Origin of the sequence: Methylobacterium aquaticum (assembly GCF_016804325.1) — a bacterium.
Classification (GTDB): Bacteria; Pseudomonadota; Alphaproteobacteria; order Rhizobiales; family Beijerinckiaceae; genus Methylobacterium; species Methylobacterium aquaticum_C.
In genome coordinates, this window is the sequence record NZ_CP043627.1 from 2,488,978 (window position 1) to 2,511,437 (window position 22,460).

25 protein-coding genes and 1 pseudogene are annotated in these 22,460 nt (G+C 73.1%); 24 read left to right on the top strand and 2 right to left on the bottom strand.

The window, feature by feature from the left end:
- Nucleotides 1-140 precede the first annotated feature (140 nt).
- The 3 genes from F1D61_RS11210 (at nt 141) to F1D61_RS11220 (ending at nt 2,632) form a co-directional block, all read left to right on the top strand.
- The gene (locus F1D61_RS11210; RefSeq protein WP_203157906.1) at nt 141-1,040 is read left to right on the top strand and encodes a helix-turn-helix domain-containing protein; all 900 of its coding nucleotides are present in this window, start codon (nt 141-143) and stop codon (nt 1,038-1,040) included.
- Entirely contained in the window at nt 1,037-1,966 is a 930-nt protein-coding gene (locus tag F1D61_RS11215; RefSeq protein WP_203157907.1) for an aldo/keto reductase, read from the top strand. The genes F1D61_RS11210 and F1D61_RS11215 overlap by 4 nt, the downstream gene beginning before the upstream one ends.
- A gap of 279 nt (nt 1,967-2,245) precedes the next feature.
- The gene (locus tag F1D61_RS11220; RefSeq protein ID WP_203157908.1) at nt 2,246-2,632 is read left to right on the top strand and encodes a hypothetical protein; all 387 of its coding nucleotides are present in this window, start codon (nt 2,246-2,248) and stop codon (nt 2,630-2,632) included.
- 42 nt (nt 2,633-2,674) lie between these two features.
- On the opposite strand, the gene F1D61_RS34090 is transcribed toward F1D61_RS11220, so the two are convergent.
- Nucleotides 2,675-3,109 carry a S24 family peptidase gene (locus F1D61_RS34090; protein ID WP_246775827.1) on the bottom strand — a complete coding sequence of 145 codons (435 nt, stop codon included), beginning with the start codon at nt 3,107-3,109 and terminating at the stop codon, nt 2,675-2,677.
- Entirely contained in the window at nt 3,088-3,402 is a 315-nt protein-coding gene (locus F1D61_RS34095; protein WP_246775828.1) for a helix-turn-helix transcriptional regulator, read from the bottom strand. The genes F1D61_RS34090 and F1D61_RS34095 overlap by 22 nt, the downstream gene beginning before the upstream one ends.
- A 379-nt stretch (nt 3,403-3,781) precedes the next feature.
- Here F1D61_RS34095 and F1D61_RS11230 point away from each other — a divergent pair, with 379 nt between their 5' ends.
- The 21 genes and pseudogenes from F1D61_RS11230 (at nt 3,782) to F1D61_RS34100 (ending at nt 22,456) form a co-directional block, all read left to right on the top strand.
- Entirely contained in the window at nt 3,782-3,946 is a 165-nt protein-coding gene (locus F1D61_RS11230; RefSeq protein WP_203159404.1) for a hypothetical protein, read from the top strand.
- Nucleotides 3,947-3,980: 34 nt separating this feature from the next.
- Complete coding sequence (gene nusG, locus F1D61_RS11235) at nt 3,981-4,640, top strand: transcription termination/antitermination protein NusG (RefSeq protein ID WP_203157909.1); 660 nt, start codon at nt 3,981-3,983, stop codon at nt 4,638-4,640.
- Nucleotides 4,641-4,900: 260 nt separating this feature from the next.
- Entirely contained in the window at nt 4,901-5,509 is a 609-nt protein-coding gene (locus tag F1D61_RS11240; protein WP_203157910.1) for a hypothetical protein, read from the top strand.
- Between the two features lie 22 nt (nt 5,510-5,531).
- Nucleotides 5,532-6,899 (top strand): phage terminase large subunit, encoded by a 1,368-nt coding sequence (gene terL, locus F1D61_RS11245; protein ID WP_203157911.1) that lies wholly within the window; start codon nt 5,532-5,534, stop codon nt 6,897-6,899.
- Nucleotides 6,899-8,161: a DUF1073 domain-containing protein gene (locus F1D61_RS11250; protein WP_203157912.1), complete on the top strand. Its 1,263-nt coding sequence runs from the start codon at nt 6,899-6,901 to the stop codon at nt 8,159-8,161. The genes terL and F1D61_RS11250 overlap by 1 nt, the downstream gene beginning before the upstream one ends.
- Nucleotides 8,162-8,541: 380 nt before the next feature.
- Entirely contained in the window at nt 8,542-9,540 is a 999-nt protein-coding gene (locus F1D61_RS11255; protein ID WP_203157913.1) for a DUF2213 domain-containing protein, read from the top strand.
- The gene (locus F1D61_RS11260; RefSeq protein ID WP_203157914.1) at nt 9,540-9,983 is read left to right on the top strand and encodes a structural cement protein Gp24; all 444 of its coding nucleotides are present in this window, start codon (nt 9,540-9,542) and stop codon (nt 9,981-9,983) included. The genes F1D61_RS11255 and F1D61_RS11260 overlap by 1 nt, the downstream gene beginning before the upstream one ends.
- Before the next feature lie 14 nt (nt 9,984-9,997).
- Nucleotides 9,998-10,945, top strand: coding sequence for a DUF2184 domain-containing protein (locus tag F1D61_RS11265; protein WP_203157915.1), 948 nt, complete (start codon nt 9,998-10,000; stop codon nt 10,943-10,945).
- 13 nt (nt 10,946-10,958) lie between these two features.
- A complete protein-coding gene (locus F1D61_RS11270) occupies nt 10,959-11,219 on the top strand; it encodes a hypothetical protein (protein ID WP_203157916.1) in 261 nt (86 codons plus the stop codon).
- 1 nt (nt 11,220) lies between these two features.
- Nucleotides 11,221-11,595, top strand: a complete 375-nt coding sequence (locus F1D61_RS11275) for a DUF4054 domain-containing protein (RefSeq protein ID WP_203157917.1) — start codon at nt 11,221-11,223, stop codon at nt 11,593-11,595.
- Nucleotides 11,595-11,906, top strand: coding sequence for a hypothetical protein (locus tag F1D61_RS11280; protein WP_203157918.1), 312 nt, complete (start codon nt 11,595-11,597; stop codon nt 11,904-11,906). The genes F1D61_RS11275 and F1D61_RS11280 overlap by 1 nt, the downstream gene beginning before the upstream one ends.
- Nucleotides 11,903-12,187 carry a hypothetical protein gene (locus tag F1D61_RS11285; RefSeq protein WP_203159405.1) on the top strand — a complete coding sequence of 95 codons (285 nt, stop codon included), beginning with the start codon at nt 11,903-11,905 and terminating at the stop codon, nt 12,185-12,187. The genes F1D61_RS11280 and F1D61_RS11285 overlap by 4 nt, the downstream gene beginning before the upstream one ends.
- Nucleotides 12,187-12,606, top strand: a complete 420-nt coding sequence (locus tag F1D61_RS11290) for a DUF3168 domain-containing protein (RefSeq protein ID WP_203157919.1) — start codon at nt 12,187-12,189, stop codon at nt 12,604-12,606. The genes F1D61_RS11285 and F1D61_RS11290 overlap by 1 nt, the downstream gene beginning before the upstream one ends.
- Nucleotides 12,607-12,626: 20 nt before the next feature.
- Nucleotides 12,627-13,073 (top strand): phage tail tube protein, encoded by a 447-nt coding sequence (locus tag F1D61_RS11295; protein WP_203157920.1) that lies wholly within the window; start codon nt 12,627-12,629, stop codon nt 13,071-13,073.
- Nucleotides 13,074-13,080: 7 nt separating this feature from the next.
- Nucleotides 13,081-13,662, top strand: a complete 582-nt coding sequence (locus F1D61_RS11300; protein ID WP_203157921.1) for a gene transfer agent family protein — start codon at nt 13,081-13,083, stop codon at nt 13,660-13,662.
- A complete protein-coding gene (locus tag F1D61_RS11305) occupies nt 13,659-15,014 on the top strand; it encodes a hypothetical protein (RefSeq protein WP_246775829.1) in 1,356 nt (451 codons plus the stop codon). The genes F1D61_RS11300 and F1D61_RS11305 overlap by 4 nt, the downstream gene beginning before the upstream one ends.
- Before the next feature lie 22 nt (nt 15,015-15,036).
- A pseudogene (locus F1D61_RS11310) lies at nt 15,037-15,670 on the top strand (phage distal tail protein, Rcc01695 family).
- Nucleotides 15,667-16,554: a DUF2163 domain-containing protein gene (locus tag F1D61_RS11315; RefSeq protein ID WP_203157922.1), complete on the top strand. Its 888-nt coding sequence runs from the start codon at nt 15,667-15,669 to the stop codon at nt 16,552-16,554. The pseudogene F1D61_RS11310 and the gene F1D61_RS11315 overlap by 4 nt, the downstream one beginning before the upstream one ends.
- On the top strand, nt 16,532-17,008 hold the full coding sequence (locus F1D61_RS11320) for a DUF6950 family protein (RefSeq protein ID WP_203157924.1): 477 nt from the start codon (nt 16,532-16,534) through the stop codon (nt 17,006-17,008). Before F1D61_RS11315 ends, F1D61_RS11320 begins: the two co-directional genes overlap by 23 nt.
- Complete coding sequence (locus F1D61_RS11325) at nt 17,005-20,934, top strand: baseplate multidomain protein megatron (protein ID WP_203157925.1); 3,930 nt, start codon at nt 17,005-17,007, stop codon at nt 20,932-20,934. Before F1D61_RS11320 ends, F1D61_RS11325 begins: the two co-directional genes overlap by 4 nt.
- Nucleotides 20,927-22,456 (top strand): DUF2793 domain-containing protein, encoded by a 1,530-nt coding sequence (locus F1D61_RS34100; protein ID WP_246775830.1) that lies wholly within the window; start codon nt 20,927-20,929, stop codon nt 22,454-22,456. The genes F1D61_RS11325 and F1D61_RS34100 overlap by 8 nt, the downstream gene beginning before the upstream one ends.
- Nucleotides 22,457-22,460: the final 4 nt, after the last annotated feature.

Below are 22,460 nucleotides of genomic sequence, written 5' to 3' on the forward strand. Positions count from 1 at the left end.
ACGATCATGGCGCCACCGTTGCCCGGCGGCTGCTTCATGCCCCGGAACGTGAACCGCGCCGGCCCGGTTGACGATGGACGGGGCGAGGAAAAAGTTGGATTTTCCGTCGATCCCGCCCGTCCCGCGAGACACCGCCCGGAATGCGCCCCGATCCCGTCCAACCCCCTGCGGTGCCGCATTTCTTTCTCTACGGCGAGGCGCCGAGGGACGCCGACGACCGTTTCCTGCATCTGGAAGCCTTGGACGATCGCAGCCGCCCGAACCGCTGGACCATCCGCCCGCACGTCCATTCGAGCCTGCACCAGTTGCTGCTGATCGCCGATGGCGGCGGCGAGATGCGGGCCGAGGCGGAGCTGTTCGCCGTCGCGCCGCCCTGCCTGCTGGTGGTGCCGGCCGGCACCGCCCACGGCTTCCGCTTCGCCGACGGCACGGTGGGGACGGTGCTGACCCTCTCGGCGCGCTACCTGCGCGACCTGTGCGGGCGCGAGCCGGACCTGGCGGCGCTCTTCGCCGGCCCTGCTTCCCTCGTCCTGCCGGAGCCGGGCCCGGTCGAGGAGGCGGTGGCGGAGCTTGCCCGGGAACTGGCCTGGGCGGCGCCGGGCCGGCGCGGCGCCATCGAGGCCCATCTGATGCTGATCCTGGTCGCCGGCCTGCGCCGGCTCGCCGCGACGCGCGAGCCGCCGGCCTCGCCGGGGCCGCAGGCGCTTCTGACCGCACGCTTCCGCGAGGCAGTCGAGGCGCATCACCGCCGTGAGCGGCCGCTGATCGCCTATGCCGAGGAACTCGGGGTGACCGAGGCGCGGCTGCGCGCCGCCTGCCGGGCGGTGACGGGCTCGAGCCCCGGCCGGATCATCCGCGAGCGCCGCCTCTTGGAGGCCAAGCGCAGCCTGCTCTATTCCGACCTCGGCATCGCCGAGATCGCCTACGGCCTCGGCTTCACCGACCCGGCCTATTTCTCGCGCTTCTTCGCCAAGGGCACCGGCGAGTGCCCGCGGGCGTTCCGTGACAGGCGCGGCGCGGACAGGGGAGAGACGCGATGACGAGCGAGGACGGATCGAGCCGGCGAGGACTGACCCGCCAAGGTTTCCTGGGTGCCGCGCTGGCGGCCTCCGTCGGGGGCGGAGCCGCCGCACAGGCGACGGAGCTGCACCGGCGGCCGATCCCGGCGAGCGGCGAGACCCTGCCGGTGATCGGGCTCGGCACCTGGCGCGGCTTCGATGTCGGGGCAAAGCCCGCCGAACGGACGCCGTTGCGCGAGGTGGTGGCGACCTTGCTCGCCAAGGGCGGAAAGGTGATCGATTCCTCGCCGATGTACGGCCGGGCCGAAGGCGTCACCGGCGAGCTGCTGGCAGGGCTCAACGCTCGCGAGCGCCCGTTCCTCGCCACCAAGGTCTGGACCAGCGGCCACGAGGCGGGCATCGCCCAGATGACGCGCTCGCTCCAGCTCCTGCGCACCGACCGCCTCGACCTGATGCAGATCCACAACCTGCTCGACTGGCGCGTCCACCTGCCGACCCTGCGGGAATGGAAGGCGCGAGGACGGATCCGCTATCTCGGCATCTCGCACTATACCGAGAGCGCCTACGACGCCGTCGAGGCGGTCCTGAAGGCCGAGCGGCTGGACTTCCTCCAGATCAACTACGCCCTCGACGACCGGGCGGTGGAGGAGCGCCTGCTGCCGCTCGCGGCGGACAAGGGGGTCGCGGTTCTGGTCAACCGGCCCTTCGGCGGCGGCGGGCTCCTGCGCCGCCTCGGATCCGCGCCGCTGCCGGATTACGCGCCGGAGATCGGCTGCAGCTCCTGGGCCGAGATCCTGCTGAAATACGTCGTCTCCCATCCGGCCGTGACCTGCGCCATTCCCGGCACCGCCGATCCCGGCCACATGGCGGCGAACCTGCGCGCCGGTACCGGTCCGCTGCCGGACGAACCCTTGCGCCGCCGCATGGCCGCGACCCTGCCGCTCTGAACCCGGGTGGGCCGCAAGGAATAGTCAAGTCTCCAGCCGGCAAGACGGCGAACAAGCGCGGCCATAGCCCAGTCGATCCGCGGACAGGCGCGCCCCTGCTCGCCATATTGCTGCCGTTCTGCCTGTGTTAATGATCCGCCATCCACATCGTTTCTCGTCCAGCGCGCGACCGCCCGTGTTCGCGCAGCGGGATGTTGCGGTCCCATCGCAACGCTCTGCCACGCTGTCCAAAAACGGGCCGGCGCGTCCACGCGGCCGGGCTCGACCACAGGGGGTTCCATGCTCAAGTCGTCCGTCGCCGCTCTCGTCCTGTGCGCCGCCCTGCCGGCCGGCCTGCAAGCGGCGGAGGGGCGGAGCTTCAACGGCACCTGGTCGGTGCAGCTCGTCACCGATTCGGGTCTGTGCGACAGCCGCTACACCGTCTCGCTCGCCATCGCCGACGGCGACGTGCGGGTGGCCTCGACGGGGGAGGGCGGCGCGAGCGTGAGCGGCCGCATCGGATCCGACGGCCAGGTCGGCCTCACCGTCCGCCACGGCTCGGCCAGCGGTGCCGCCTCGGGCCGGCTCCAGGCCAATTCCGGTTCCGGCACCTGGAACGTCTCCGCCCTCTGCACCGGCCGCTGGACCGCGCAGCGCCGCACCGCCCGGGTCGCGCAGGCCGACTGACGGAATCGCTGCACGACGCAGCGATTCCTTATCCGCCCGTCTTCACCCACCAGACTTGGAACGGGCGCAGAACCGGCTCCAGGCCTGGGCGTGGACGGTGCTGATGATGCCCGACGCCCAGGCCAGGCGGCAATCGGGCATCAGCGGGGCGTTGTGGCTCTCCAGGTGGTAGGTGCCGCGCTGCGAGCCGCGCAGGATCTTCTTCAGGAAGCGGTGCCCCTCCGCGGTCGTCACGGCGGCGTAGCGGTCGAGCAGGCGATCCGGGCTCTCGCCCGCCTCGGCGCAGAGCACCACGTCGTCCGGCTCGTATTTCGGATACATCGACAGGCCGGCGACCCGGAACGCGATGGTGCCGTGCGGCACCGGGAACGGCACCGTGATCCGGAACAGGTCGCCCTCCGGCCCGGGCTGCTCGTCCCCGGTCTCGATCAAGCCGCCGGCGCTGATCAAACCCTTCACCCCGACGACCTGGCCCACGACTTGGCCGCCGTCCTGGCCCCCTCGGCGAGCGGCTCCGGCGCGTCGTCGTCGCCGAACAGCAGCCCTTTGGCGGAGACCTCGACGCCGTCGCGGCGGAAGCGCGCGGCGTAGCGCTCGGCATCGTCCTGGCCGATGGTCCGGGTGCCGGCCTCGTGCGCCCGGTAGGTGCTCTCCGGCCAGGCATTCTGCAAAGCGGCATCCCGCGCCGAGCGGTAGCCGGCGGCGATGCGCGCCTGCCGCAGCCGCTCGCCCTGCGCGGCGCGGACCCGGTTCTCTCCCGACTGGATCACCTCAGCGAAATTCCCTGGCACTTGAGGTATTGAGAAAAGTCATTACATCATGTAGCTACTTTGGCCGCAAGGACCATGGCAAGCGGCGTTGTTCGCGCCTACCCCGTCTGCCACTCTAACCCGGGGGCAGCCTTGCGCCGTATCCTTCGTTGCGGGAGTCCTCCGATGGTCCACCGATTCTTCGCCCCTCGTCGCGGCCCGCCCGACGGCGCGGCCACCCGGTGGCGCAACGCCGGGACCGGAGCGGACGATCCGGGTCTCCCGCCCCTCGGCCGGCTCGGTGGCGAATCGCCGCAATCGGCGCCCGGCACGCGGCAGAGCCGGCCCATCGGCGCCGAAGAGGCTCGCGCTGCGCGCCGCGGCAGTGCAGGAGGGGCGCATGAAGGTAGCCCTGATCGTCCTCTGGACCCTCGCTGCGGGGGTCGGCCTGTTCCTGATGGTGCGCTCCCGGATCATCCGCACGACCGAGGCGCTGACGCGGGAGGCCGAAAGCGGGCGGATCGCCTCGCCCGACGCGCCGCCGGATCGCCCCGGCAAGATCTGACCGGACCGGCGCACCGGCAACCGGGGAGGGCGGCGTGAGCGGGAAGAAGCGCCGCATCGCCCGCCGCCGCCGCGAGGCCGTCGCCCATGGCCGCCCGCCGGCCGACCGAGCCGCCGAGATCCGGCGCCGCCGGCGCCGGCGGATCCGTCCGGCCCGGATCGTGCTGGCGGCCGACCGGGTCTGGATGGTCGCCGAGACCAGGCCGCGCTGGGCCGCCCGGGTGGCCGGCGACCTGGAGGCCGCCGGCATCCCCACCTTCGAGCCGCGGGAGGAGATCGAGCTGACCTCTCCCTCGGGCCACCGCCGCACCGCCCGGGTGCCGCTCCTCCACCGCACGCTCTTCGTCGGCCTGCACGACGACGGCGACCTCGCGCGGGTCGAGGGCCATCCGGGGATCGCCCGGGTGCTGTTTCGCGACGGCCGGGCCGTCGTCATCGCGCCGTCCGTGCTCCAGGGCTTCGCCGACGCGATCACCGGCCATGGCGACGAACGGGACGACGGCGACAAGGAGGCGGTGAGGGCGGTCCTGTTCGCGCTGGGCGACGGCGTGCGGGTGACGGCCGGACCGCTCGCGGCCCTGCGCGGCACGGTCGAGGAGGTCGATGGGGAACGCCGGCGCTACCGGGTGGCCCTGTCGCTGTTCGGGCGCGAGACCCCGGTGGTGCTCGACGAGGCGCAGATCGAGCGCGAGTGACCGACACGAAAAAGTTGCGCCCCGCCGAAGAGAACATTTGACGAACATCGGCGGGGCGGGTACAAGGGTTTCAGGTTATCCGGGTCTGCGGCCTGCCCCTCGGGGGAGGTGGCTGCTCGACTGCCCCGCCACGCGGGGATGTGTCCCCGGACCCGGCCCACGGCATCACCGAGGCGAAGGGCGGCGCGTGTCCGCGGGCCTCCAGCCGCCGGTTGGCCGCCCCGGACCGTGCCGCGCTCCTCATTTCCCGAAGAGGCGATATGGCACGACGAGTCATCGACTGGGCCGGCATCGCGGCGGCCTATCGGGCGGAGCCGGGATCCGGTCCCGTGATCGCGCGGCGCTTCGGCGTCAGCCCGGCGACGCTCCGGCGCCGGGCGCGGGCGGAAGGGTGGGGGCGCGACGCCCCGCCGGAGATCGCGCCCGCGGGCGACATCGCCATCGACGAGGCCCTCAGGGGCGAGCCCCTTCCGGGCGGCGTCCTGGGCAGCCACCGCATCGTGGTGGCTCAGGGCGCCGCCCTCACCCTGCGGCTCCTCGACGACCTCCAGGCCGCCATCGCGGAGGAATCCGAGCCCGAGGACGGCCCGGAGGAGAGCGGGCTCGCCCGTGCGGCGGCCCTGCAGAAGCGCGTCGCGGCATTGCGCGACCTCGCCGCCGCGGCGCGGCTGTGGATCGCGCTCGAGCGGCAGGCCTGGGACCTCGACGGCAAGGGGGACGGAAAACTCCGTGACGACACCGCGATTCCCGATCCCCAGGCCGCTTTCCGCCTCCTCGACGGCGAGCAGCGGGCCCAGCTCCGCGCCATCGCCGAGCGCCTGGCTGAAGGACCCGCCGGCCCTACTGCGGGCCCTCGACCGGCTCGATAGCGAAGAGAGCCTGGCGGGCTTCGTGCGCCGGGCCTGGCCGGTGATCGAGCCGGGCGCCCCTTACGTCCACGGCTGGCACATCGACGCGGTCGGCGCCCATCTCGAGGCCGTCACCGCCGGGCAGATCACCCGGCTCCTTATCAACGTGCCGCCCGGCACGATGAAGAGCCTGCTCGCCGGCGTGTTCTGGCCGGCCTGGGAATGGGGGCCGAAGAACCGGCCCAGCTTACGCACCGTCGCAGTCTCGCATACCGAGCGGCTGGCGCTCCGCGACAACCTACGCACGAGGCGCCTGATCACCTCGCCCTGGTACCGGAGCTTATGGGGCGAGCGGGTGCGCCTCACCCGCGACCAGAACCGCAAGGGGCGCTTCGAGACCACGGCGTCGGGCTTACGCGAGGCGGTCTCGGCCGGCTCGATCACCGGCTCGCGCGGCGACCGGGTGATCCTCGACGACCCGATCTCGGTCGAGGGCGCCAATTCCGAGCGGGTGCGCGAGGCGGTGGCGCAGTGGTTCCTGGAAGCGGTGCCGACCCGCCTCAACGACCCCGTCCGCTCGGCCATCGTGGTCATCATGCAGCGGCTGCACGAGCGCGACCTGTCGGGGGTGATCCTGGCCAAAAACCTCGGCTACGACCACCTGATGCTGCCGATGGAGTTCGAGCCGGAGCGCGCCTGCGCCACCCGCATCGGATTTTCCGATCCGCGCCGGGAGGCGGGCGAGCTGCTCTTCCCGGAGCGCTTCCCCCGCTCGGTCGTGGAGCGCGACACGGCCACGATGGGCGAGTACGCGGCGGCGGGCCAGTACCAGCAGCGGCCCGCCCCGCGGGACGGCGGGCTGTTCAAGCGCGGCTGGTTCACCCTCGTGCGGGCCCTGCCCGCCGGCTGCACCACCGTGCGGGCCTGGGACCTCGCGGCAAGCGTGCCGCGGGCCGGACGCCAGCCGGACTACACCGCCGGCGTCAAGCTCGCGCGCGCGCCCACCGGGCAACTCTACGTCGTCGACGTGCGCCGCGACCGGCTCTCGGCCGGCGGGGTCGAGCGGCTGATCCTGGCCACCGCCGCCGAGGACGGCCCGTCCTGCCGGATCTCGCTGCCGCAGGATCCCGGCCAGGCCGGCAAGGCGCAGGCGCAGTACCTCGTCGGGCGGCTTGCCGGCTACGACGCCCGCGCCTCCCCGGAGAGCGGCGACAAGGCGACCCGCGCCGCCCCGGTCTCGGCCCAGGCCGAGGCCGGCAACCTGCACCTCGTCGCCGGCCCCTGGAACGAGGCCTTCGTCGACGAGCTCTGCGCGTTCCCCAACGGCGCCTTCCTCGACCAGGTCGACGCCCTCTCGCGCGCCTTCTCGGCGCTGGCCCGGCCGGGATACGGCCTGCTCGGAGTCCTGTGATGTGGCTCGCCGACCGCCTCGCCAACCTCGTCTCCGGCCTCGGCGGGCCGCGGGACAAGAGCACCGGCAACCTGCACGTCCACGTGCCGCGCGCCCGCGCCGAGCTCGACGCGGCCTACCGGGACAACTGGCTCGCCCGCAAGGTCGTCGACATCGTGCCCTTCGACATGCTGCGCGAGTGGCGCGCCTGGCAGGCCCCGCCGGAGGTCGCGGCGGCCTTGGCCGCGAGCGAGGAGCGCTTGGGGCTTCAGGACCGCCTGCTGCGGGCCTTGCGCCTCGCCCGCCTGCATGGCGGCGCCGCGCTGCTGATCGGCGACGGCGCGCCCGATCCGAGCCTGCCGCTCGAGCCCGAGACGGTCGGGCAGGGGGGCCTGCGCTACCTCCACGTCCTGCCCCGCGGCCGGATCCAGGCCGGCGCCATCGAGCGCGACCCGCTCTCGCCCTGGTTCGGCGAGCCCATCGCCTACACGATCGCGGGCGGGCAGGCGGTGCATCCCTCCCGGGTGGTGCGCCTCCTCGGCGCGGCCCTGCCGGACGATGCGGTGGGTGATGGCTGGGGCGACAGCGTGCTCCAGGCGCTCCTGGAGGCGATCGACCAGGCGACGGCGGCCGCTGCCCACATCGCCGCGATGCTGCCCGAGGCCAAGCAAGACGTGATCTCGGTGCCGGGCCTGTCGCAAGCCCTCTCGACCGAGGACGGCACCCGCCTGCTCACCGAGCGCTTCGCCTACGCGGCACGGATGAAGGGCCTGTTCGGGATGCTGCTGCTCGAGGGCGACGGCCGCTCGCCGGAGGGCGAGCGCTACCAGCAGAAGCAGCTCGACTTCTCCGGCCTGCCGGAGGTGGCCCGCCTCTTCCTGCAGGTCGCGGCAGGCGCCGCCGACATCCCGGTGACGCGGCTGCTCGGCCAGTCGCCCGCCGGCCTCAACGCCACCGGCGAATCCGACATCCGCAACTACCACGACCACGTCGCGGCGCGGCAGACCGTCGAACTGACACCGGCCATCGCCCGCCTCGACCGTCTCCTGATCCGCGACGCCCTCGGCCGCGACGAGCCCCTGCGCTACGCCTGGCGGCCGCTCGCCCAGGCGAGCGAGCGCGAGAAGGCGGAGATCGGCCGCCTCAAGGCCGAGACCGCCGCGATGCTCGCCCGCGAGGGCGTGGTGCCTCAAGGCGTCCTGGCTCACGGCGTCGAAGGCTGGCTCTCCGCCGCCGACCTCTTCCCCGGCATCGCCGCGGCCTTCGCGCGGCCGGCGGGCTGAACTTTCGACTTCATCGCCATTCTTCCGTACGGGCCGACACAGCCACATCGCCGGAAATGGCGCGGGTCCCCCCTCTCCCGTGTGGGAGAGGGGCTGGGGGTGAGGGTGGCTCGGGCTCCGCAATAGACCTGAGCGGCGGAGCTGCGGAGCTCAACGTTCAGTGCTTTGTTCTGAACCGTCTCCACCCTGCGCGATCTTCGATCGCCCCTACCCCTCTCCCACACGGGAGAGGGGATCCCGCGCCGGATCTTTACAGCACTTCGACTGTGCTATCCGCAGCCACCGATGCGACCGGTGGAGGCGGCGCATCCCGGCCTGTGACCTGGCCAAGCCCAATCGGGAGTGAGGCTTCCCTCTTCTCCCACCACGAGACCCCACCCATGCACATCTTCGACCGACTGAGCCTCGGCCCCGCGGCCGGGATCGCGGGCGCGCGCCCGCTCGGCAACGGCGCCCTGGTGGTGCAGGCCCGCGCGGCGCGGGCCGGCAACGTCCAGGTCTATCGCGGCGACGAGGTCGCCCGGCCGGACCTCGCGCAGGTCCGGATCTACCGCGACCCGGACGAGATCTTCCGGCCCGAATCCTTGCGCAGCTTCGGCCACAAGCCCGTCACCCTCGACCACCCACCCGAGGCGGTGACGCCCCGGACCTGGCGCGGGGTCGCGCGGGGCCATGTCGGCGACGAGGTGGTGCGCGACGGCGAGTTCGTGCGCATCCCGATGCTGCTGGCCGATTCCGCGGCGATCGCGGCGGTGCAGGGCGGGCGGCGCGAGATCTCGGTCGGCTATACCTGCGACCTCGACTGGACCCCCGGCACCGCCCCCGACGGCAGCCCCTACGACGCCCGCCAGACCCAGGTGATCGTCGACCACGTCGCCATCGTGGCGCAGGGGCGCGCCGGCCCGGATTGCCGCATCGGCGATGCCGACCGGCGCCTCGCCGAGGCCGAGGCGCGGGCACAGGCCGCCGAGACTGCTCTCGCCCAGCGCGACGGCGAGGTCGCGGCGCTCCGCGCCCGGGTGCCGGACGAGGCCGCCCTCGACGCGCTCGCCGCCGAGCGGGGCGCCCTGGTGGAGCAGGCCCGCCGGATCCTCGGCGACGCCTTCGATCCCGCCGGCCTGACGCCCGAGGCGATCCGGCGCGCGGCGGTGGCACGCGCGCTCGGCGAGGCGGAGGCCGCCGACATGAGCCCTGCGGCGATCGAGGGTGCCTTCCGGGTCGTCGCCGCCGGCCCGCACCAGGCCGTCCAATCCCACGCCCCGGACCCGCTGCGCGACGCCCTGCGCCACCGGTCCGCCGACGCCCTCACCCCCGAGGCGGCCCACGCCGCCATGGTCGAGACCCTCCGCAACGCCTGGAAACCCGCAGGAGCCCGCTGATGCCCCCCGTCCAGACCAGCTATCCCGGCCGCCCGGCCGCCGCCTACGAGGGCATGGCCGCCGACCAGAATTCCGCGACCATCCTCAGCCGCACCGTCGAGACCCCGGAGGGGATCGGCTTCGGCCGCGCCGCCTTCCAGGGCAGCCGCGACGACGGCATCGCGGCGTCGGGCGCGGTCTTCCGCGGCATCGTGCTCGCCGACCGCAACGCCAGGCCGAACCCGACCGGCACCGACCTCTTCGCGAAAGGCGAAACCGCCCCGGTGATGAATTCGGGCGCCGTCTGGGTGGTCACGGCCTCGGCCGCGAGCGCCGGCAGCCCGGCCTACGTCACGCCTGCCGGCGCGATCACCGCCGCCGCCTCCGGCAACACCGCCATCGCCAACGCCCTGTTCGACACCTCCGCCCCCGCCGGCGGCCTCGTCCGCCTGCGCCTGAACTGAAGAGAGGCACGCGCATGACCCGCACCCTCGTCACCGATGCCCCCCGGGCGCTCGCCTTCCTGGTCAGCCAGCAGGCCTTCATCGAGCCCACCGTCTATCGCGCCCAGTACCCGGCGATCCGCTATCCGCGCCTCGTCCCGGTCGACACCGCCGCACCCGAATGGGTGCCGACCGTGACCTACTTCTCGGTCGACCGGGTCGGCCAGGCGACCTGGGTCCATGGTGCGGCCACCGACGTGCCGAAGGTCGAGATCACGCGCCGCCAGCACGAGACCACCGTCGCCATGGCGGGCATCGGCTACGGCTACGACCTCGAGGAGCTCGGCAAGGCCCAGCTGCTGGGCATGAGTCTCGACGCCGACAAGGCCGACGCGGCCCGGCTCGCCTCGGAGGAGTTCATCGACCAGGTCGCGCTGTTCGGCGATCCCGCAAAGGGATTTTCGGGCCTCCTCAACCACCCGGGCGTGACCGTCGGCAGCGCCGCGGCCACCGGCACCAACGGCAGCACCGCCTGGGCCCAGAAAAGCCCGGAGCAGATCCTCGCCGACGTCAACGGCCAGTTGATCGGCATCTTCACCGGCTCGAACACCGTCGAGATGGCCGACACCCTGCTGCTCCCCTACGAGCAGATGCTCGGCATCGGGCTTCGCCGCCTCGACGGGATCAGCCCGCTCACCCTGCTCGACTGGATCCGGCGCCACAACGTCTACACCCTGGAGACCGGGCAGGACCTGACGGTCTACGGCGTGCGGGCGCTCGAGACCGCCGGCACCGGCGGCAGCGCCCGCATGGTCGCCTATCGCCGCGATCCTTCCGTGCTGAAGCTGTGGCTGCCGATGCCGTTCCGGTTCTTCCCGGCCTGGCAGACCGGCCCGTGGCGCTTCGAGGTGCCGGGCGCCTTCCGGCTCGGCGGCCTCGACATCCGCCGCCCCGCCGCCTGCCGCTACCTCGACGGCATCTAGGAGGGCTTTGAGCATGATGCGGGTGACGAACCACGCCGCCGGCCCCCGGCTGATCTGGCCCAAGGGCGCTCGCGCGCCCCGGCTCCTGGTGCCCGGCGAGAGCGCCGTGCTGACGCTGCCCGAGCGGCCGGACCCGTGCCTTGCCGCCTGGGAGGCGGCGGGCGAGGTGCGGGTCGAGGCGGAGCCCGATCCGGGGCCGCCGGACCTGCCTCAGGATCCGCGCCCCGAACGCCGCCGCGGCCGCGATCGGCCGCCCTCCGGCGGGGAGGCGTGAGATGGCGGACGCGATCACGCCGCAGGCCTTCCGGGCCCGCTTCCCGGCCTTCGCGGGCGTCGCCGACGCGGCGATCGCCGGGGCGCTGGCGGAGGCGGCCCCCAGGGTCGGGGCGGCCTGGCCGGCGGCGGATGCCGCCCTCGGGCGGATGCTGCATGCCGCCCACACCCTCACCCTCGACGGGCAGGGCGGCGCGGAAGCCGAGCTCGCCCGGGCCGGCGCCCTCGACCTCAAGGCCCTGCGCAGCGGCACGCTCCACCTGGAGCGCCGCGACCCACCTCCGGACGCGGCCCCGGGCACGCTCGGGCTGACCTCCTACGGGCGGCGCTTCCACGAGGTGATGCGCCGCAACAGCCTCGGCGTGGCGGTGGTGTGATGGGCCTCCTCGACGGCATCGGCCGCCATCTCGGGGGGGTCCTCGCCCCCCTCTTCGACGAGGCCGTCCTGCACCGGGTCGGCCCGGACGGCACCGCGGACGAGCCCGTCCGGGCTAGGTGCGACGGCATCCGGGAGTCCGCCGAGGAACCCGGCCTGCCGGGGCGCCTGATGCGGGCGGTCGTGCTGACGCCGGGCCCAGCCCCGGACATCGACGACGAGATCACCCTGGCGGGGACCCGCCACCGCATCGTCACGGTGGAGACCGACCCCGCCGGCAGCCACGCCCTCATCCAGGGGAGACCCGTGTGACCCAGAGAGTCGAGACCGGCCCGCTGCGGGCGCGGCTCGCGCGCCTCGCCCGCGCCGGCAGCGCGACGGCGCGGGCCCGCGCGCGGGAGACCGCGACCACGCTCGCGGCCGATATTCAGCGAGAGCTGCCCTACGGACGCGCCGAGGCGACGGAAACGCGAGCGGGCACCGCCGTCACGGTCGAGGCGCCGGGCCTGGTCGCCCGGGAATTCGGCACCGCGACGCGCCATGCCCGGCCGGTGATCGGCCCGGCGATCGCACGCCTGATGGGGAAGGGGTGATGGCCGGCCTCGACCTCTCGCCCCAGCTCCTGCGGGCTGTCCGCACCCGCCTCCTCGCCGATCCGGCCCTGCGCCCCCTCGTCGGCGACCGGGTGCGCGAGGCGGTGAGCGCCCGGGAGGAATGGCCGTTCCTGCGCGTCGATCCGCCGGAGGTCGGACCCTACGAGGCGCAGGGTTGGCGCGGCTGCGCCTGCCGCCTGACCGTCCACGCCTTCCTGCGCGGCGCCCGGGGCCTGGGGCCGGTGCAGGAGCTGCTTGCCGCCGTCAGCGCCGCCCTCGACGAGGCCGACCTGACGCTCGCCCGCGGCGAACTCCTGTGGCTGTCGCACGAGCGCAGCCTGGTGCTGCCGGAACCCCTCGGGCCCGGCTCCTGGCACGGCGTCGCCCGCTTCGGGGCCGTCGCCGCCGAAGCTTTCTGACTTCCCACGGAGCAAACCTCATGGCCCAGCCCACCACCCTGCCGTTCTCGGCCATCGCCGTGAAGCTCGAGAGCCTGACCAAGGCCGGCACCTTCGAGGCGCCCTGCGGCCTCACCGAGCGCGCGGCGCAGTTCACCAAGGAGACCAACAGTTCGGTCGTGCCCGACTGCGCCAACGAGGACGCCGCGCCCTTCGTCGACCGCTTCGCGGTGTCGAAGTCGGCCGCGGTCTCGGGCAAGGGCGTGATGGCGCGCCAGAGCATCGCCCGCTGGCGCGCCGCCTTCGAATCCGATGCGCCGGTGCGCGCCCGGGTCGAGGTGAGCGGCACCGGAGCGGAGGGCGGCGGCGCCTGGGAGGGGCTGTTTCACCTCACCAGCTTCGAGGTCGGCGCCGTGCGCGGCGAGCGCTGCACCGTGTCGGTGGCGCTGCAATCGACCGGGGCCGTGGCCTTCACGGCCGCCGCGTGAGGGTGCCATGAGCCGCGACGGCCATATCGACCTCGCCCTCGAGGAAACGACCCACCGCTTCCGCCTCGCCATCGGCGACCTGGAGGCTCTGCAGGAGGCGACGGGGGCGGGGCCCGCCGCCCTGCTGCACCGCTTCCATGCCGGACGGCTCTACCGGTTCCGGGACGTGCGCGACGTGCTGCGCCTCGGCCTGATCGGCGGCGGCACCCCGGTGCCGCAGGCCCACGCCGTCGCCGAACGCCTCGACGGGCTGCCCTGCATCCCGCTGATCGCCAAGGCCGCCCTGGTGCTGGCGGCGGCGCTCGAGGGCACCGAAGACGAGCGGGTCGGACGCCCGGCCGGTGCCGCAGGACCCGAGGGACGGATCGCCTTCGCGGCGTTCTACGGGGCCGCCGCCGCCATGGGCCTGCCGGCTGCCGACCTGCGGGCGATGAGCCTGTGGCAGCTCGCCGCCTACATCGACGGCTTCAACCGCGCCCGCGACCCGGACGCAGCCAGCGCCCCGACGCCGCAGGAGGAGGACGCGCTCTGGGCCTGGCTCCAGGCCGGCCTCCATGACGATCTCCCCGACGACGGATCGCCCGCATGACGACCGAGATCGAGCGCCTGGTGGTCTCCCTGGAGGCCAATGTCGAGGCCTATGAGCGCGAGCTCGCCCGGGCCGGGCCGCTCGCCGAAGGGGCGATGGGTCAGGCCGAGCGCGCCGTCGAGGCCGGGGCCGGGCGCATCTCGGCCGCGATGGCGCGGGCCGGGACCGATGTCCGCGACGAGTTGGCCCGCATGGCCGCGCCGGAGGCCTTGGGGAAACTCCAGCGCGCGCTGGAGCAGGCGAGTGCCGTGCCCACCGGCGAAGGCGCCTCGCTGCGTCGGGTCGACGACGCCGTCGGCAGCCTGACCTCCCGCCTGGCTGAGGCCGCTTCGGCCTCCCGCGAGGCGGTGGCGGGGTTCGAGGCGGTGGCGGGGGCGGTCGGGAGCATCGCGGACAAGATCCCGGCCGCCGCCGCCCTCGTCGCCGATCTCGGAAAACGGGTGAAGGCCGCCTCGAGCGAGGGCGCGGCGATCCGCGCCCGCATCAGTGATGCCTTCGCGATCAGCGACGCGGCGCCCCGCGGCAGCCTCGCCGGGACCGTGACGGCCGCCCCGGGCCCACCCACTCCCGAACCCGCGCGGGCGCCCGCCCGGTCGCGGGCGGCGACGAAGGCGGCACAGCCGGAGGACGACGCGTTCCGCGACGAGGTCGCGCGCCTCACCCGGCGCACCGGGCTCCTCAAGATCGAAGCCGATGCGGTCGGCCGGGAGGAGGGCGCCGCCGCGAAGGCCGAGGCGGCGTTCCGCCTGCTGGAGGCGGCGAAGAAAGCCGATCTCGCGGTGACGCCGGCACTCCGTGAGGAGGTCGACCGGGTGGCGGAGGCCTACGGCGCCGCCACCGCCCAGGTCGAGCGGGCCGAAGCCGCGCAGCGCGCCGCCCAATCCGCCTCGCGGGAACTCGGCTCGGCTTTGGCCGACAGCTTCAAGGGCGCGATCCTGCACGGCGAGCGCCTGACCACGGTGGTGGCCCGGCTCGCCACCACGCTGGCGAGCCGGGGCCTCGACCGGGCCTTCGACGGGCTGTTCGGCCGCGGCAGCCCCGGCGCCGACCTGATCGGCGACGCCCTCGGCTCGCTCGGCCTGACCCAGAACCCGACCGGCCGCGCCGCCGGCGGCCCCGTCACCCCGGGCGTCGCCTACACGGTGGGCGAGAGCGGCCGCGAGACCTTCGTGCCGCTCCAGCCCGGGCGCATCCTGCCGGCCACGCACAGCGTCGCGGCGCCGGCGCCCGCACCGACCGTCCAGGTCTCGGTCTCGATCGCCACTGCGGATGCCCCGAGCTTCCATCGCTCGGAGGCACAGGTCAGCGCCGCCCTGGCCCGGGCGGTGCAGCGCGGCCTGCGGGGTCTGTGAGCTTCAGGAGCCGGAGAGAACCATGCCGAGCCCCTTCCACGAGGTGCGCTTCCCCCTCGCCCTGTCCTACGGTTCCCGCGGCGGACCGGAGCGGCGCACCGAGATCGTCACGCTGGGCTCCGGCGACGAGGAGAGGAACAGCCTCTGGCGCCATTCCCGCCGCCGCTACGATGCCGGTCCGGCCCTGCGCCGGGCCGAGGACGTGGCGCTGCTGATCGCCTTCTTCGAGGAACGACGCGGGCCCCTCTACGGCTTTCGCTGGCGCGACACCTTCGATCACGCCTCCGCGCCCCCCGCCGGGAGCCGGGGCCACCGATCAGGTTCTCGGTACCGGCGACGGGACCACGCGGGTGTTCCAGCTCGCCAAGACCTATGGCGGCGCCTTCGCGCCTTACGCCCGCCCGATCACCAAGCCGGTCGCCGGCTCGGTCGCGGTCGCGGTCGGCGGGGTGGCGCTCGCAGGCCCCGCCTTCACGCTCGATGCCACCACCGGCCGCGTCACGCTCGCGGCCGCGCCCGGCCTCGGGGCCGTGGTGACGGCGGGCTTCACCTTCGACGTGCCGGTGCGCTTCGCCACCGACCGCATCGAGATCGACCATCAGGCCCTGCGCGCGGGCGTGGTCGCCGACATCCCGATCATCGAGATCCGCAGATGAAGACCCTGCCGCCCGGCCTCGCCGCCAGCCTCGCGAGCGGGATCACCTCCCTGTGCCAGTGCTGGATCGTCACCCGCACCGACGGCCTGCGCCTCGGCTTCACCGATCACGACGAGGACCTGACCGTCGACGGCGTGACCTGCTCGGCCGAGAGCGGCGCCACCGGCACCGCCCTCGAACAGGGCACGGGGCTCAGCCCCGACAGCCTCGAGATCGTCGGCGCCCTCACCAGCGGGCGCCTCGCCGAATCCGAACTCGCCCGCGGCCTGTTCGACGGCGCGACGGTCGCGGTCTGGCGGGTCGATTGGGCAAGCCCGGCCGACCAGGTGCTGGTCCTCTCCGGCACGATCGGCGAGGTCTCGCGCGGGCCCACCGCCTTCACGGCGGAGGTGCGCGGCCTCGCGGAGAGCCTGAACCAGCCCCGCGGCCGGGTCTACCAGCGCACCTGCGACGCGCTCCTCGGCGATGCCCGCTGCCGGATCGACGCCGCCGCCCCGGCGATGCGCGGCAGCGGCACGGTCGCGACGGTGCGGAGCGCCCGCAGCCTGATCGCCTCCGGGCTTTCCGCCCATGCGAGCGGCTGGTTCGAGGCCGGCCGCCTGGTCTGGACCTCCGGGGCCAATGCCGGCGCCGCGGTCGAGGTGCGGGCGCATGCCCGGATCGGCCCGCTCGCCGCCCTCGACCTGTGGGAGCCGATGCCGGCGCCGATCGTCGCCGGCGACGCCTTCCAGGTCGTCGCCGGCTGCGACAAGTCCCTGGCGAGTTGCCGGGACAAGTTCGCCAACGTCGTCAACTTCCGCGGCTTCCCGGACTTGCCGGGCAACGATTACGCCGTGGCCTATGCAGTACAGGGGGCAGACAATGACGGAGGCCGCCTCGGCTGACACCCGCGCGCGCATCGTCGTGCTGGCGCGGACCTGGCTCGGCACGCCCTACCACCACCAGGCCAGCGTCCGGGGCGCCGGCGCCGATTGCCTCGGCCTGCTGCGCGGCGTCTATGCCGAGCTGTACGGTACCGAGCCGGAGGCGCCGCCGCCCTACACGCCGAGCTGGGCCGAGGACCGGGGGCAGGAGACGTTGCGGGACGCCGCAGCCCGCCACCTGGTGCCGCTCGAACCGGGCGCGGCCGAGCCCGGCGACGTGCTGCTGTTCCGCTGGCGCGACCGCCTCCCGGCCAAGCATTGCGGGATCCTCTCGGGGACCTCGCACATGATCCATGCCTATGACGGCCACGCCGTGGTGGAGACCTGGATCCCGCCGGCCTGGTCCCGGCGCATCGCCTACGCCTTCCGCTTCCCCGAACCCTCGCCCGAACCCTCGCCGGAGTTCCCGACGTGAGCACGCTCGTCCTGTCCACTGTCGGCCAGGCGGTCGGCACGGCCCTCGGCGGCCCGATCGGCGGCGCGATCGGCCAGATGGTCGGCGCCGCCGGCGGCAGCGCCCTCGACCGCGCCCTATTCGGCTCGAAGCCGAAAACACAGGTCAATCTCGGCCCGCGCCTGTCGGACCTCCACGTCACCGCCTCGACCGAAGGCGCCGCCATCGCGCGCGTCTTCGGCCGCGTCCGCATCGGCGGCCAGATCATCTGGGCGACCAAGCTCAAGGAGGTGCAGAAGGTCGAGAAAGTCAAATCCTCCGGCGGCAAGGGCGGCGGTGGACAGAAGGCCTTCAACGTCACCTATTCCTACAGCGTCAGCGTGGCGATTGCCCTGTGCGAAGGCCCGATCGTCGCCGTGGGGCAGGTCTACGCGGACGGCAAGCCGATCAACCTCTCGGCCTACGGCGCCCGGGTCTATCTCGGCGACGAGGCGCAGGGGCCGGACCCGAAGATTGCCGCGGTCGAGGGCGCCGACAGCGCCCCGGCCTATCGCGGCCTGGCCTACATCGTGTTCGAGGATTTGCCGCTCGCGGCTTTTGGCAACCGGGTTCCGGTCATCACGGCGGAAGTGATCCGGCGCCCGCCCAACGCCTCCGGCCGGCCGCGCCTCGAGGAGCTGGTGACCGCGGTCACGATGATCCCGAGCATGGGCGAATTCACCTATGCCACCGTGCCGGTCAACGCCTCGACCTTCGGCGGGATCGCGGGGCAGAACACAGTGTCGGGCGGGGTCGATGCGCTGAAAGCCCTCGACCAGCTCGCCGTCGAGGCGCCGCGCTGCCGCCACGTCTCGCTCGTGGTCGCCTGGCACGGCACCGACCTGCGGCTTGGCGCCTGCCGCATCGTCCCGAAGGCCGAGACGGCGGGTAAGACCACCAAGCCGGAATGGCTCGCCGGCGGGATCGACCGGGCGGCGGCGTCCATCGTCAGCGGCGGCGCCTCCGGCACGCCGTTGCTTGGCGGCGCGCCGTCCGACCTGTCGGTGGTGCAGCTCATCGGGGCGCTCAAGGAGCGCGGCTACATCGTCACGCTCTACCCGTTCGTGATGATGGATATCCCGGCCGGCAACGGCCTGCCCGATCCCTATGGGGCGGCGGAGCAAGCCGCCTTCCCCTGGCGCGGGCGCGTGACCTGCCACCCGGCCCCCGGCCGGCCTGGCAGCCCGGACAAGACCGCGGCGGCAGCCGACCAGGTCGCGGCGTTCTTCGGCACCGTGGCGCCGGGGGACCTCGCGTGGAACGGCAGGACGGTCACCAGCGCCAAGGCGGAATTCTCCTTCCGCCGGTTCATCCTGCATTGCGCGCGCCTGGCCGAGGCCGCCGGCGGGGTCGATACCTTCCTGATCGGCTCGGAGATGATTGGGCTCACCACCGTGCGCTCTAGCGCCTCGACGTATCCGGCGGTGGCGCAGCTCGTCAGCCTCGCGGCCGACGCGCGGTCGATCCTGGGGAGCGCCACGAAGCTCGGCTACTCGGCCGACTGGACGGAATACGCCAATCATCGTCCGGCCGACGGCTCGAACGATGTCTATTTCCACCTGGACCCGCTGTGGTCGAACCAAAATATCGACTTTATCGGGATCGACAATTACATGCCGCTCGCCGATTGGCGCGACGGGTTCGACCATCTCGACGCCAAGGGCAACACGTTCACGTCCGGCGCGCCGTCGCCCTACGATCCGGGTTATCTCGCCGGCAACGTCGCGGCCGGCGAGCTGTTCGACTGGTACTATCCGACCTCTGCCGATCGCGACGCACAGAACCGGGTGCCGATCGCCGACACCGCTTACGGTGAGCACTGGGTTTTCCGCATCAAGGATTTGCGCGCCTGGTGGGGAAACCCGCATCGCCACCGCCCGGGCGGGGTGCGCCAGGCCGCCGCAACGGGGTGGGTGCCGGAAGCCAAGCCCGTCCGCTTCATCGAACTCGGCTGCGCCGCGATCGACAAGGGCATGAACCAGCCGAACGTCTTCGTGGACCCGAAGTCGTCGGAAAGCTTCCTGCCCTACTCTTCCAACGGGCGGCGCGATCCGGCGGCGCAGCGGGCCTACCTGGAAGCCACCTTGGCGTACTGGCAGGGCACCACCGGCAACCCGGTCTCGGCCGTCTATGGCGGCCGGATGGTCGATCCCGAGCGGCTGTTCGTCTGGACGTGGGATGCCCGGCCCTATCCGGACTTCCCGCGCCAGGCGGCCGTCTGGAGCGACGGACCCAACTACCGCCTCGGCCACTGGATCAACGGGCGGCTCGGCCTGGCGCCGATCGCCGATGTGGTGGCCGAGCTGTGCGGGGGGCTCGGCGTGCCGATCGATGTCGGCCAGCTCTACGGCCTGGTGGAGGGCTACGCGGTCACGGAGGTGCAGACGCCGCGGGCTTCGCTCGAACCACTGCGGACGTGCTTCTTCTTCGACGCGGCGGAGTCGGCCGGGCGCCTGGTCTTCGCGCCGTTGGCGCGAGCGCCGGCGCTCCAGCTCACCGCCGACGACCTGGTGGCGCGGGAGGGCAGCGCCGGCGATTACCGGCGCACGCGGGGCGAGGAGACGGCGCTGCCGGGGGTGGTGGCGCTCACCTACATCGATCCGCAGCGCGGCTACCAATCGGCTTCCGTGGAGGCGCGCCGCACCAACGGCCGGGCCAACGCGGTGCAGCGGGTGGCGGTGCCGCTCTGCCTGGACGAGGGCGCGGCGCGGGGCATCGCACAGGCCTTGCTCTATCAGGGCGTGGTGGAGCGCGAGCAGGTCGGGGCCACCCTGCCGCCGTCCTGCCTGGCGCTCGATGCCGGCGATGTCGTCACCCTCTCCCTCGCCGGGAGCGGGGCCGATTACCGGCTGACCCGCCTCGGCCTGGAAGGGGGCCGGCCGGCGAGCGGCATCCGCACGGACCTGGCGGTGTTCGCCTACCGGGACGGCACCGCGACGCCGCGGCCGGCCGAGCCGCCGGCGACGGTCGGGGTTGCGCTGTTCCACTTCCTCGACCTGCCGCTCCTGCGCTCGGATGCGGTGCCGCACGCGCCCTACCTCGCCGCCTACACGGCGCCGTGGTCGCCGGTGGCGGTCCTGCGCTCGACCGCCGGCGGGGCCTTCGCGGACGACGCGACGGTCGGCGCCCGGTCGATCATCGGGCGGCTGACGGCCGAGCTCTACCCGGGCCCGTGCGCGCGGTGGGACCGGGTGAGCAGCGTCTACGTGGAGGTGCCGCGCGGGGTGGAGCTGGTCTCGGCCCCCGAACTCGACGTGCTCAACGGGGCCAACGTCGCGGCCCTGCTGACCCCGTCCGGGGAATGGGAGGTGCTGCAATGGGCGCAAGCCAGCTTGCTCGCGCCCGGGCGCTATCGGCTGTCCACGCTCCTGCGCGGCCAGCTCGGGACCGACTTCGCCTTAGGAGCCCCGACCCCGGCCGGCAGCCCGTTCGTGGTGCTCACCGATGCGCTGGTGCAATCCGGGATGCCGCTGTCCCTGCGCACCCTGCCGCTCGCCTGGCGCTGGGGGCCGCTCGGCCGGCCGTCCGACGATCCGAGTTTCACCGGCGCCACCCTGGCGTTTCGGGGCGTGGGCCTGCGCCCCTACGCCCCGGCGCAGGCCCGGATGGTGCGGGCGGCGTCGGGCGACCTGGTCCTGTCGTGGGTGCGGCGTACCCGGATCGACGGCGACCCCTGGGAACAGGTCGAGGTGCCGTTGGCCGAGGAAACCGAGGCCTACGCCCTCGACGTGCTGGCAGGCTCCACCGTCCTCCGCTCGTTCGACTTGTCGGCGCCCGCCGTCACCTACACGACCGCCCACCAGGCGGCTGATTTCGGCGGGCCGGTCACCAGCCTGTCCGTCGCCATCCACCAAGTCTCGGCAACCTACGGCCGCGGCGCGGCCCTGAGGGCGACCCTGTATGCCTGACGCAGCAACCGCCAACCTCGCCCTGCCGCTGCTGCAAGCGGCGCAGGCGCAAAAGCACGTCACCCACAACGAGGCGCTCGTCGCCCTCGACACGCTGGTCCAGCTCGCGGTTCTCGACAAGGATTTGACCGCGCCGCCCACCAGCCCGGCCGAGGGCGACCGCTACCTGATCGCGGCTGCCTCCCCCACCGGAGCGTGGACCGGCTGGGCCGGCCGGGTGGTGCGCTACCAGGACGGGGCGTGGCGCTCCTTCGTGCCGCGCCCCGGCTGGCTCGCCTTCGTGGCGGACGAGGCAGACCTCTACACCTATACAGGTGTGGCCTGGGCCTCGTTCCGCTCGACCCTGACGGCGTTGCAGAACCTGACGCGGCTCGGCCTCGGCACCACCGCCGATGCCGCGAACCCCTTCGCCGCCAAGCTGAACAAGGCGCTCTGGACGGCCCTCACCACCGGCGAGGGTGGGACCGGTGACCTGCGCTACACCCTCAACAAGCAGGCCTCCGGCAACACCCTGTCGCTACTGTTCCAATCCGGCTTTTCCGGCCGGGCGGAACTCGGTCTCACCGGCGACGACGACCTTCGGCTCAAGGTGTCGTCGGACGGCGGCACTTGGCGCGAGGCGCTGCGGGTCGACCGCGCGACCGGCGGCCTCGACCTCACGGCGGTGGAGGCCTCGGTTCCGATTGCCAGCACGGTCGACCTTGGCGGGCTGGGCTGCCTGCGGGTCGCGCTGACCGGGTCCGGCACGGTCACGAGCTTCGGCACCGGCCCGAACCGGGTGCGCCTGTTGCGCTTCACCGGGGCGGCGACCCTGACGCACAACGCCGCCAGCCTGGTCCTGCCGGGGGGCGCCAGCCTCGTCATCGCCGCCGGCGACACGGCGCTCGCGGTCTCGGACGCGTCGGGCAACTGGCGCGTGGTCGATTATGTCCGCGCCTCCGGCAAGCCGGTCACCGGACCGGCGGCGGCCGAAATCCTGGATGCCAGCGCCTCCGGCCGCGCGGTCCTCACCGGCACGGCAGCCTCGGGCGCCACTGCGCTCGGGCTCGGCACCAGCGACGGCCCGACCTTCGGCGCCCTGACGGTGTCCTCGTTCTCGACCGCCGCGAACGCCGTGGTGATGCGGATGGCGAGCAATCCAGGAAGCGACGGAACTAGCGCCACTTCAATAAGAATAGAAAAGGCATCGAATTATGGCGGAGAAATATCCTGCTACTTAACACAAAACGTCGGCGGTGGCCTATGGCTATCAGTGCTAAATGGAAACAGCACGTCGCTTATGGCGCTGCAACTCGATGGCGCGGGTGTAGCCACATTCACCAGATCGGTAAATGTGAACGGATTGTTGCGATTGGCTGCATATACTGTAGCGACGATGCCGACAGGTGTTGTTGGATCGATTATTTACGCTTCAAACGCTCGCAAATCATCCGAAGCAGCGGGGGCAGGAACGGGCGTAATTGCATACTATTCAAACGGCAACTGGCGGCGGCTGTCGGATGACAGCCCGGTCGCGGCGTGAGGAC

Excerpts from the sequence above, each read along its gene's own strand:
- F1D61_RS11265 (WP_203157915.1), top strand. The coding sequence starts at position 9,998 with ATGACCCGCACCCTCGTCACCGATGCCCCCCGGGCGCTCGCCTTCCTG.
- F1D61_RS11305 (WP_246775829.1), top strand. The coding sequence starts at position 13,659 with ATGACGACCGAGATCGAGCGCCTGGTGGTCTCCCTGGAGGCCAATGTC.
- F1D61_RS11300 (WP_203157921.1), top strand. The coding sequence starts at position 13,081 with ATGAGCCGCGACGGCCATATCGACCTCGCCCTCGAGGAAACGACCCAC.
- F1D61_RS11215 (WP_203157907.1), top strand. The coding sequence starts at position 1,037 with ATGACGAGCGAGGACGGATCGAGCCGGCGAGGACTGACCCGCCAAGGT.
- F1D61_RS11220 (WP_203157908.1), top strand. The coding sequence starts at position 2,246 with ATGCTCAAGTCGTCCGTCGCCGCTCTCGTCCTGTGCGCCGCCCTGCCG.
- F1D61_RS11240 (WP_203157910.1), top strand. The coding sequence starts at position 4,901 with ATGGCACGACGAGTCATCGACTGGGCCGGCATCGCGGCGGCCTATCGG.
- F1D61_RS11230 (WP_203159404.1), top strand. The coding sequence starts at position 3,782 with ATGAAGGTAGCCCTGATCGTCCTCTGGACCCTCGCTGCGGGGGTCGGC.
- F1D61_RS11260 (WP_203157914.1), top strand. The coding sequence starts at position 9,540 with ATGCCCCCCGTCCAGACCAGCTATCCCGGCCGCCCGGCCGCCGCCTAC.
- F1D61_RS11280 (WP_203157918.1), top strand. The coding sequence starts at position 11,595 with ATGGGCCTCCTCGACGGCATCGGCCGCCATCTCGGGGGGGTCCTCGCC.
- F1D61_RS11295 (WP_203157920.1), top strand. The coding sequence starts at position 12,627 with ATGGCCCAGCCCACCACCCTGCCGTTCTCGGCCATCGCCGTGAAGCTC.
- F1D61_RS11275 (WP_203157917.1), top strand. The coding sequence starts at position 11,221 with ATGGCGGACGCGATCACGCCGCAGGCCTTCCGGGCCCGCTTCCCGGCC.
- F1D61_RS34100 (WP_246775830.1), top strand. The coding sequence starts at position 20,927 with ATGCCTGACGCAGCAACCGCCAACCTCGCCCTGCCGCTGCTGCAAGCG.
- F1D61_RS11250 (WP_203157912.1), top strand. The coding sequence starts at position 6,899 with ATGTGGCTCGCCGACCGCCTCGCCAACCTCGTCTCCGGCCTCGGCGGG.
- F1D61_RS11290 (WP_203157919.1), top strand. The coding sequence starts at position 12,187 with ATGGCCGGCCTCGACCTCTCGCCCCAGCTCCTGCGGGCTGTCCGCACC.
- F1D61_RS11255 (WP_203157913.1), top strand. The coding sequence starts at position 8,542 with ATGCACATCTTCGACCGACTGAGCCTCGGCCCCGCGGCCGGGATCGCG.
- F1D61_RS11315 (WP_203157922.1), top strand. The coding sequence starts at position 15,667 with ATGAAGACCCTGCCGCCCGGCCTCGCCGCCAGCCTCGCGAGCGGGATC.
- F1D61_RS11270 (WP_203157916.1), top strand. The coding sequence starts at position 10,959 with ATGATGCGGGTGACGAACCACGCCGCCGGCCCCCGGCTGATCTGGCCC.
- F1D61_RS11320 (WP_203157924.1), top strand. The coding sequence starts at position 16,532 with ATGACGGAGGCCGCCTCGGCTGACACCCGCGCGCGCATCGTCGTGCTG.
- F1D61_RS11210 (WP_203157906.1), top strand. The coding sequence starts at position 141 with ATGCGCCCCGATCCCGTCCAACCCCCTGCGGTGCCGCATTTCTTTCTC.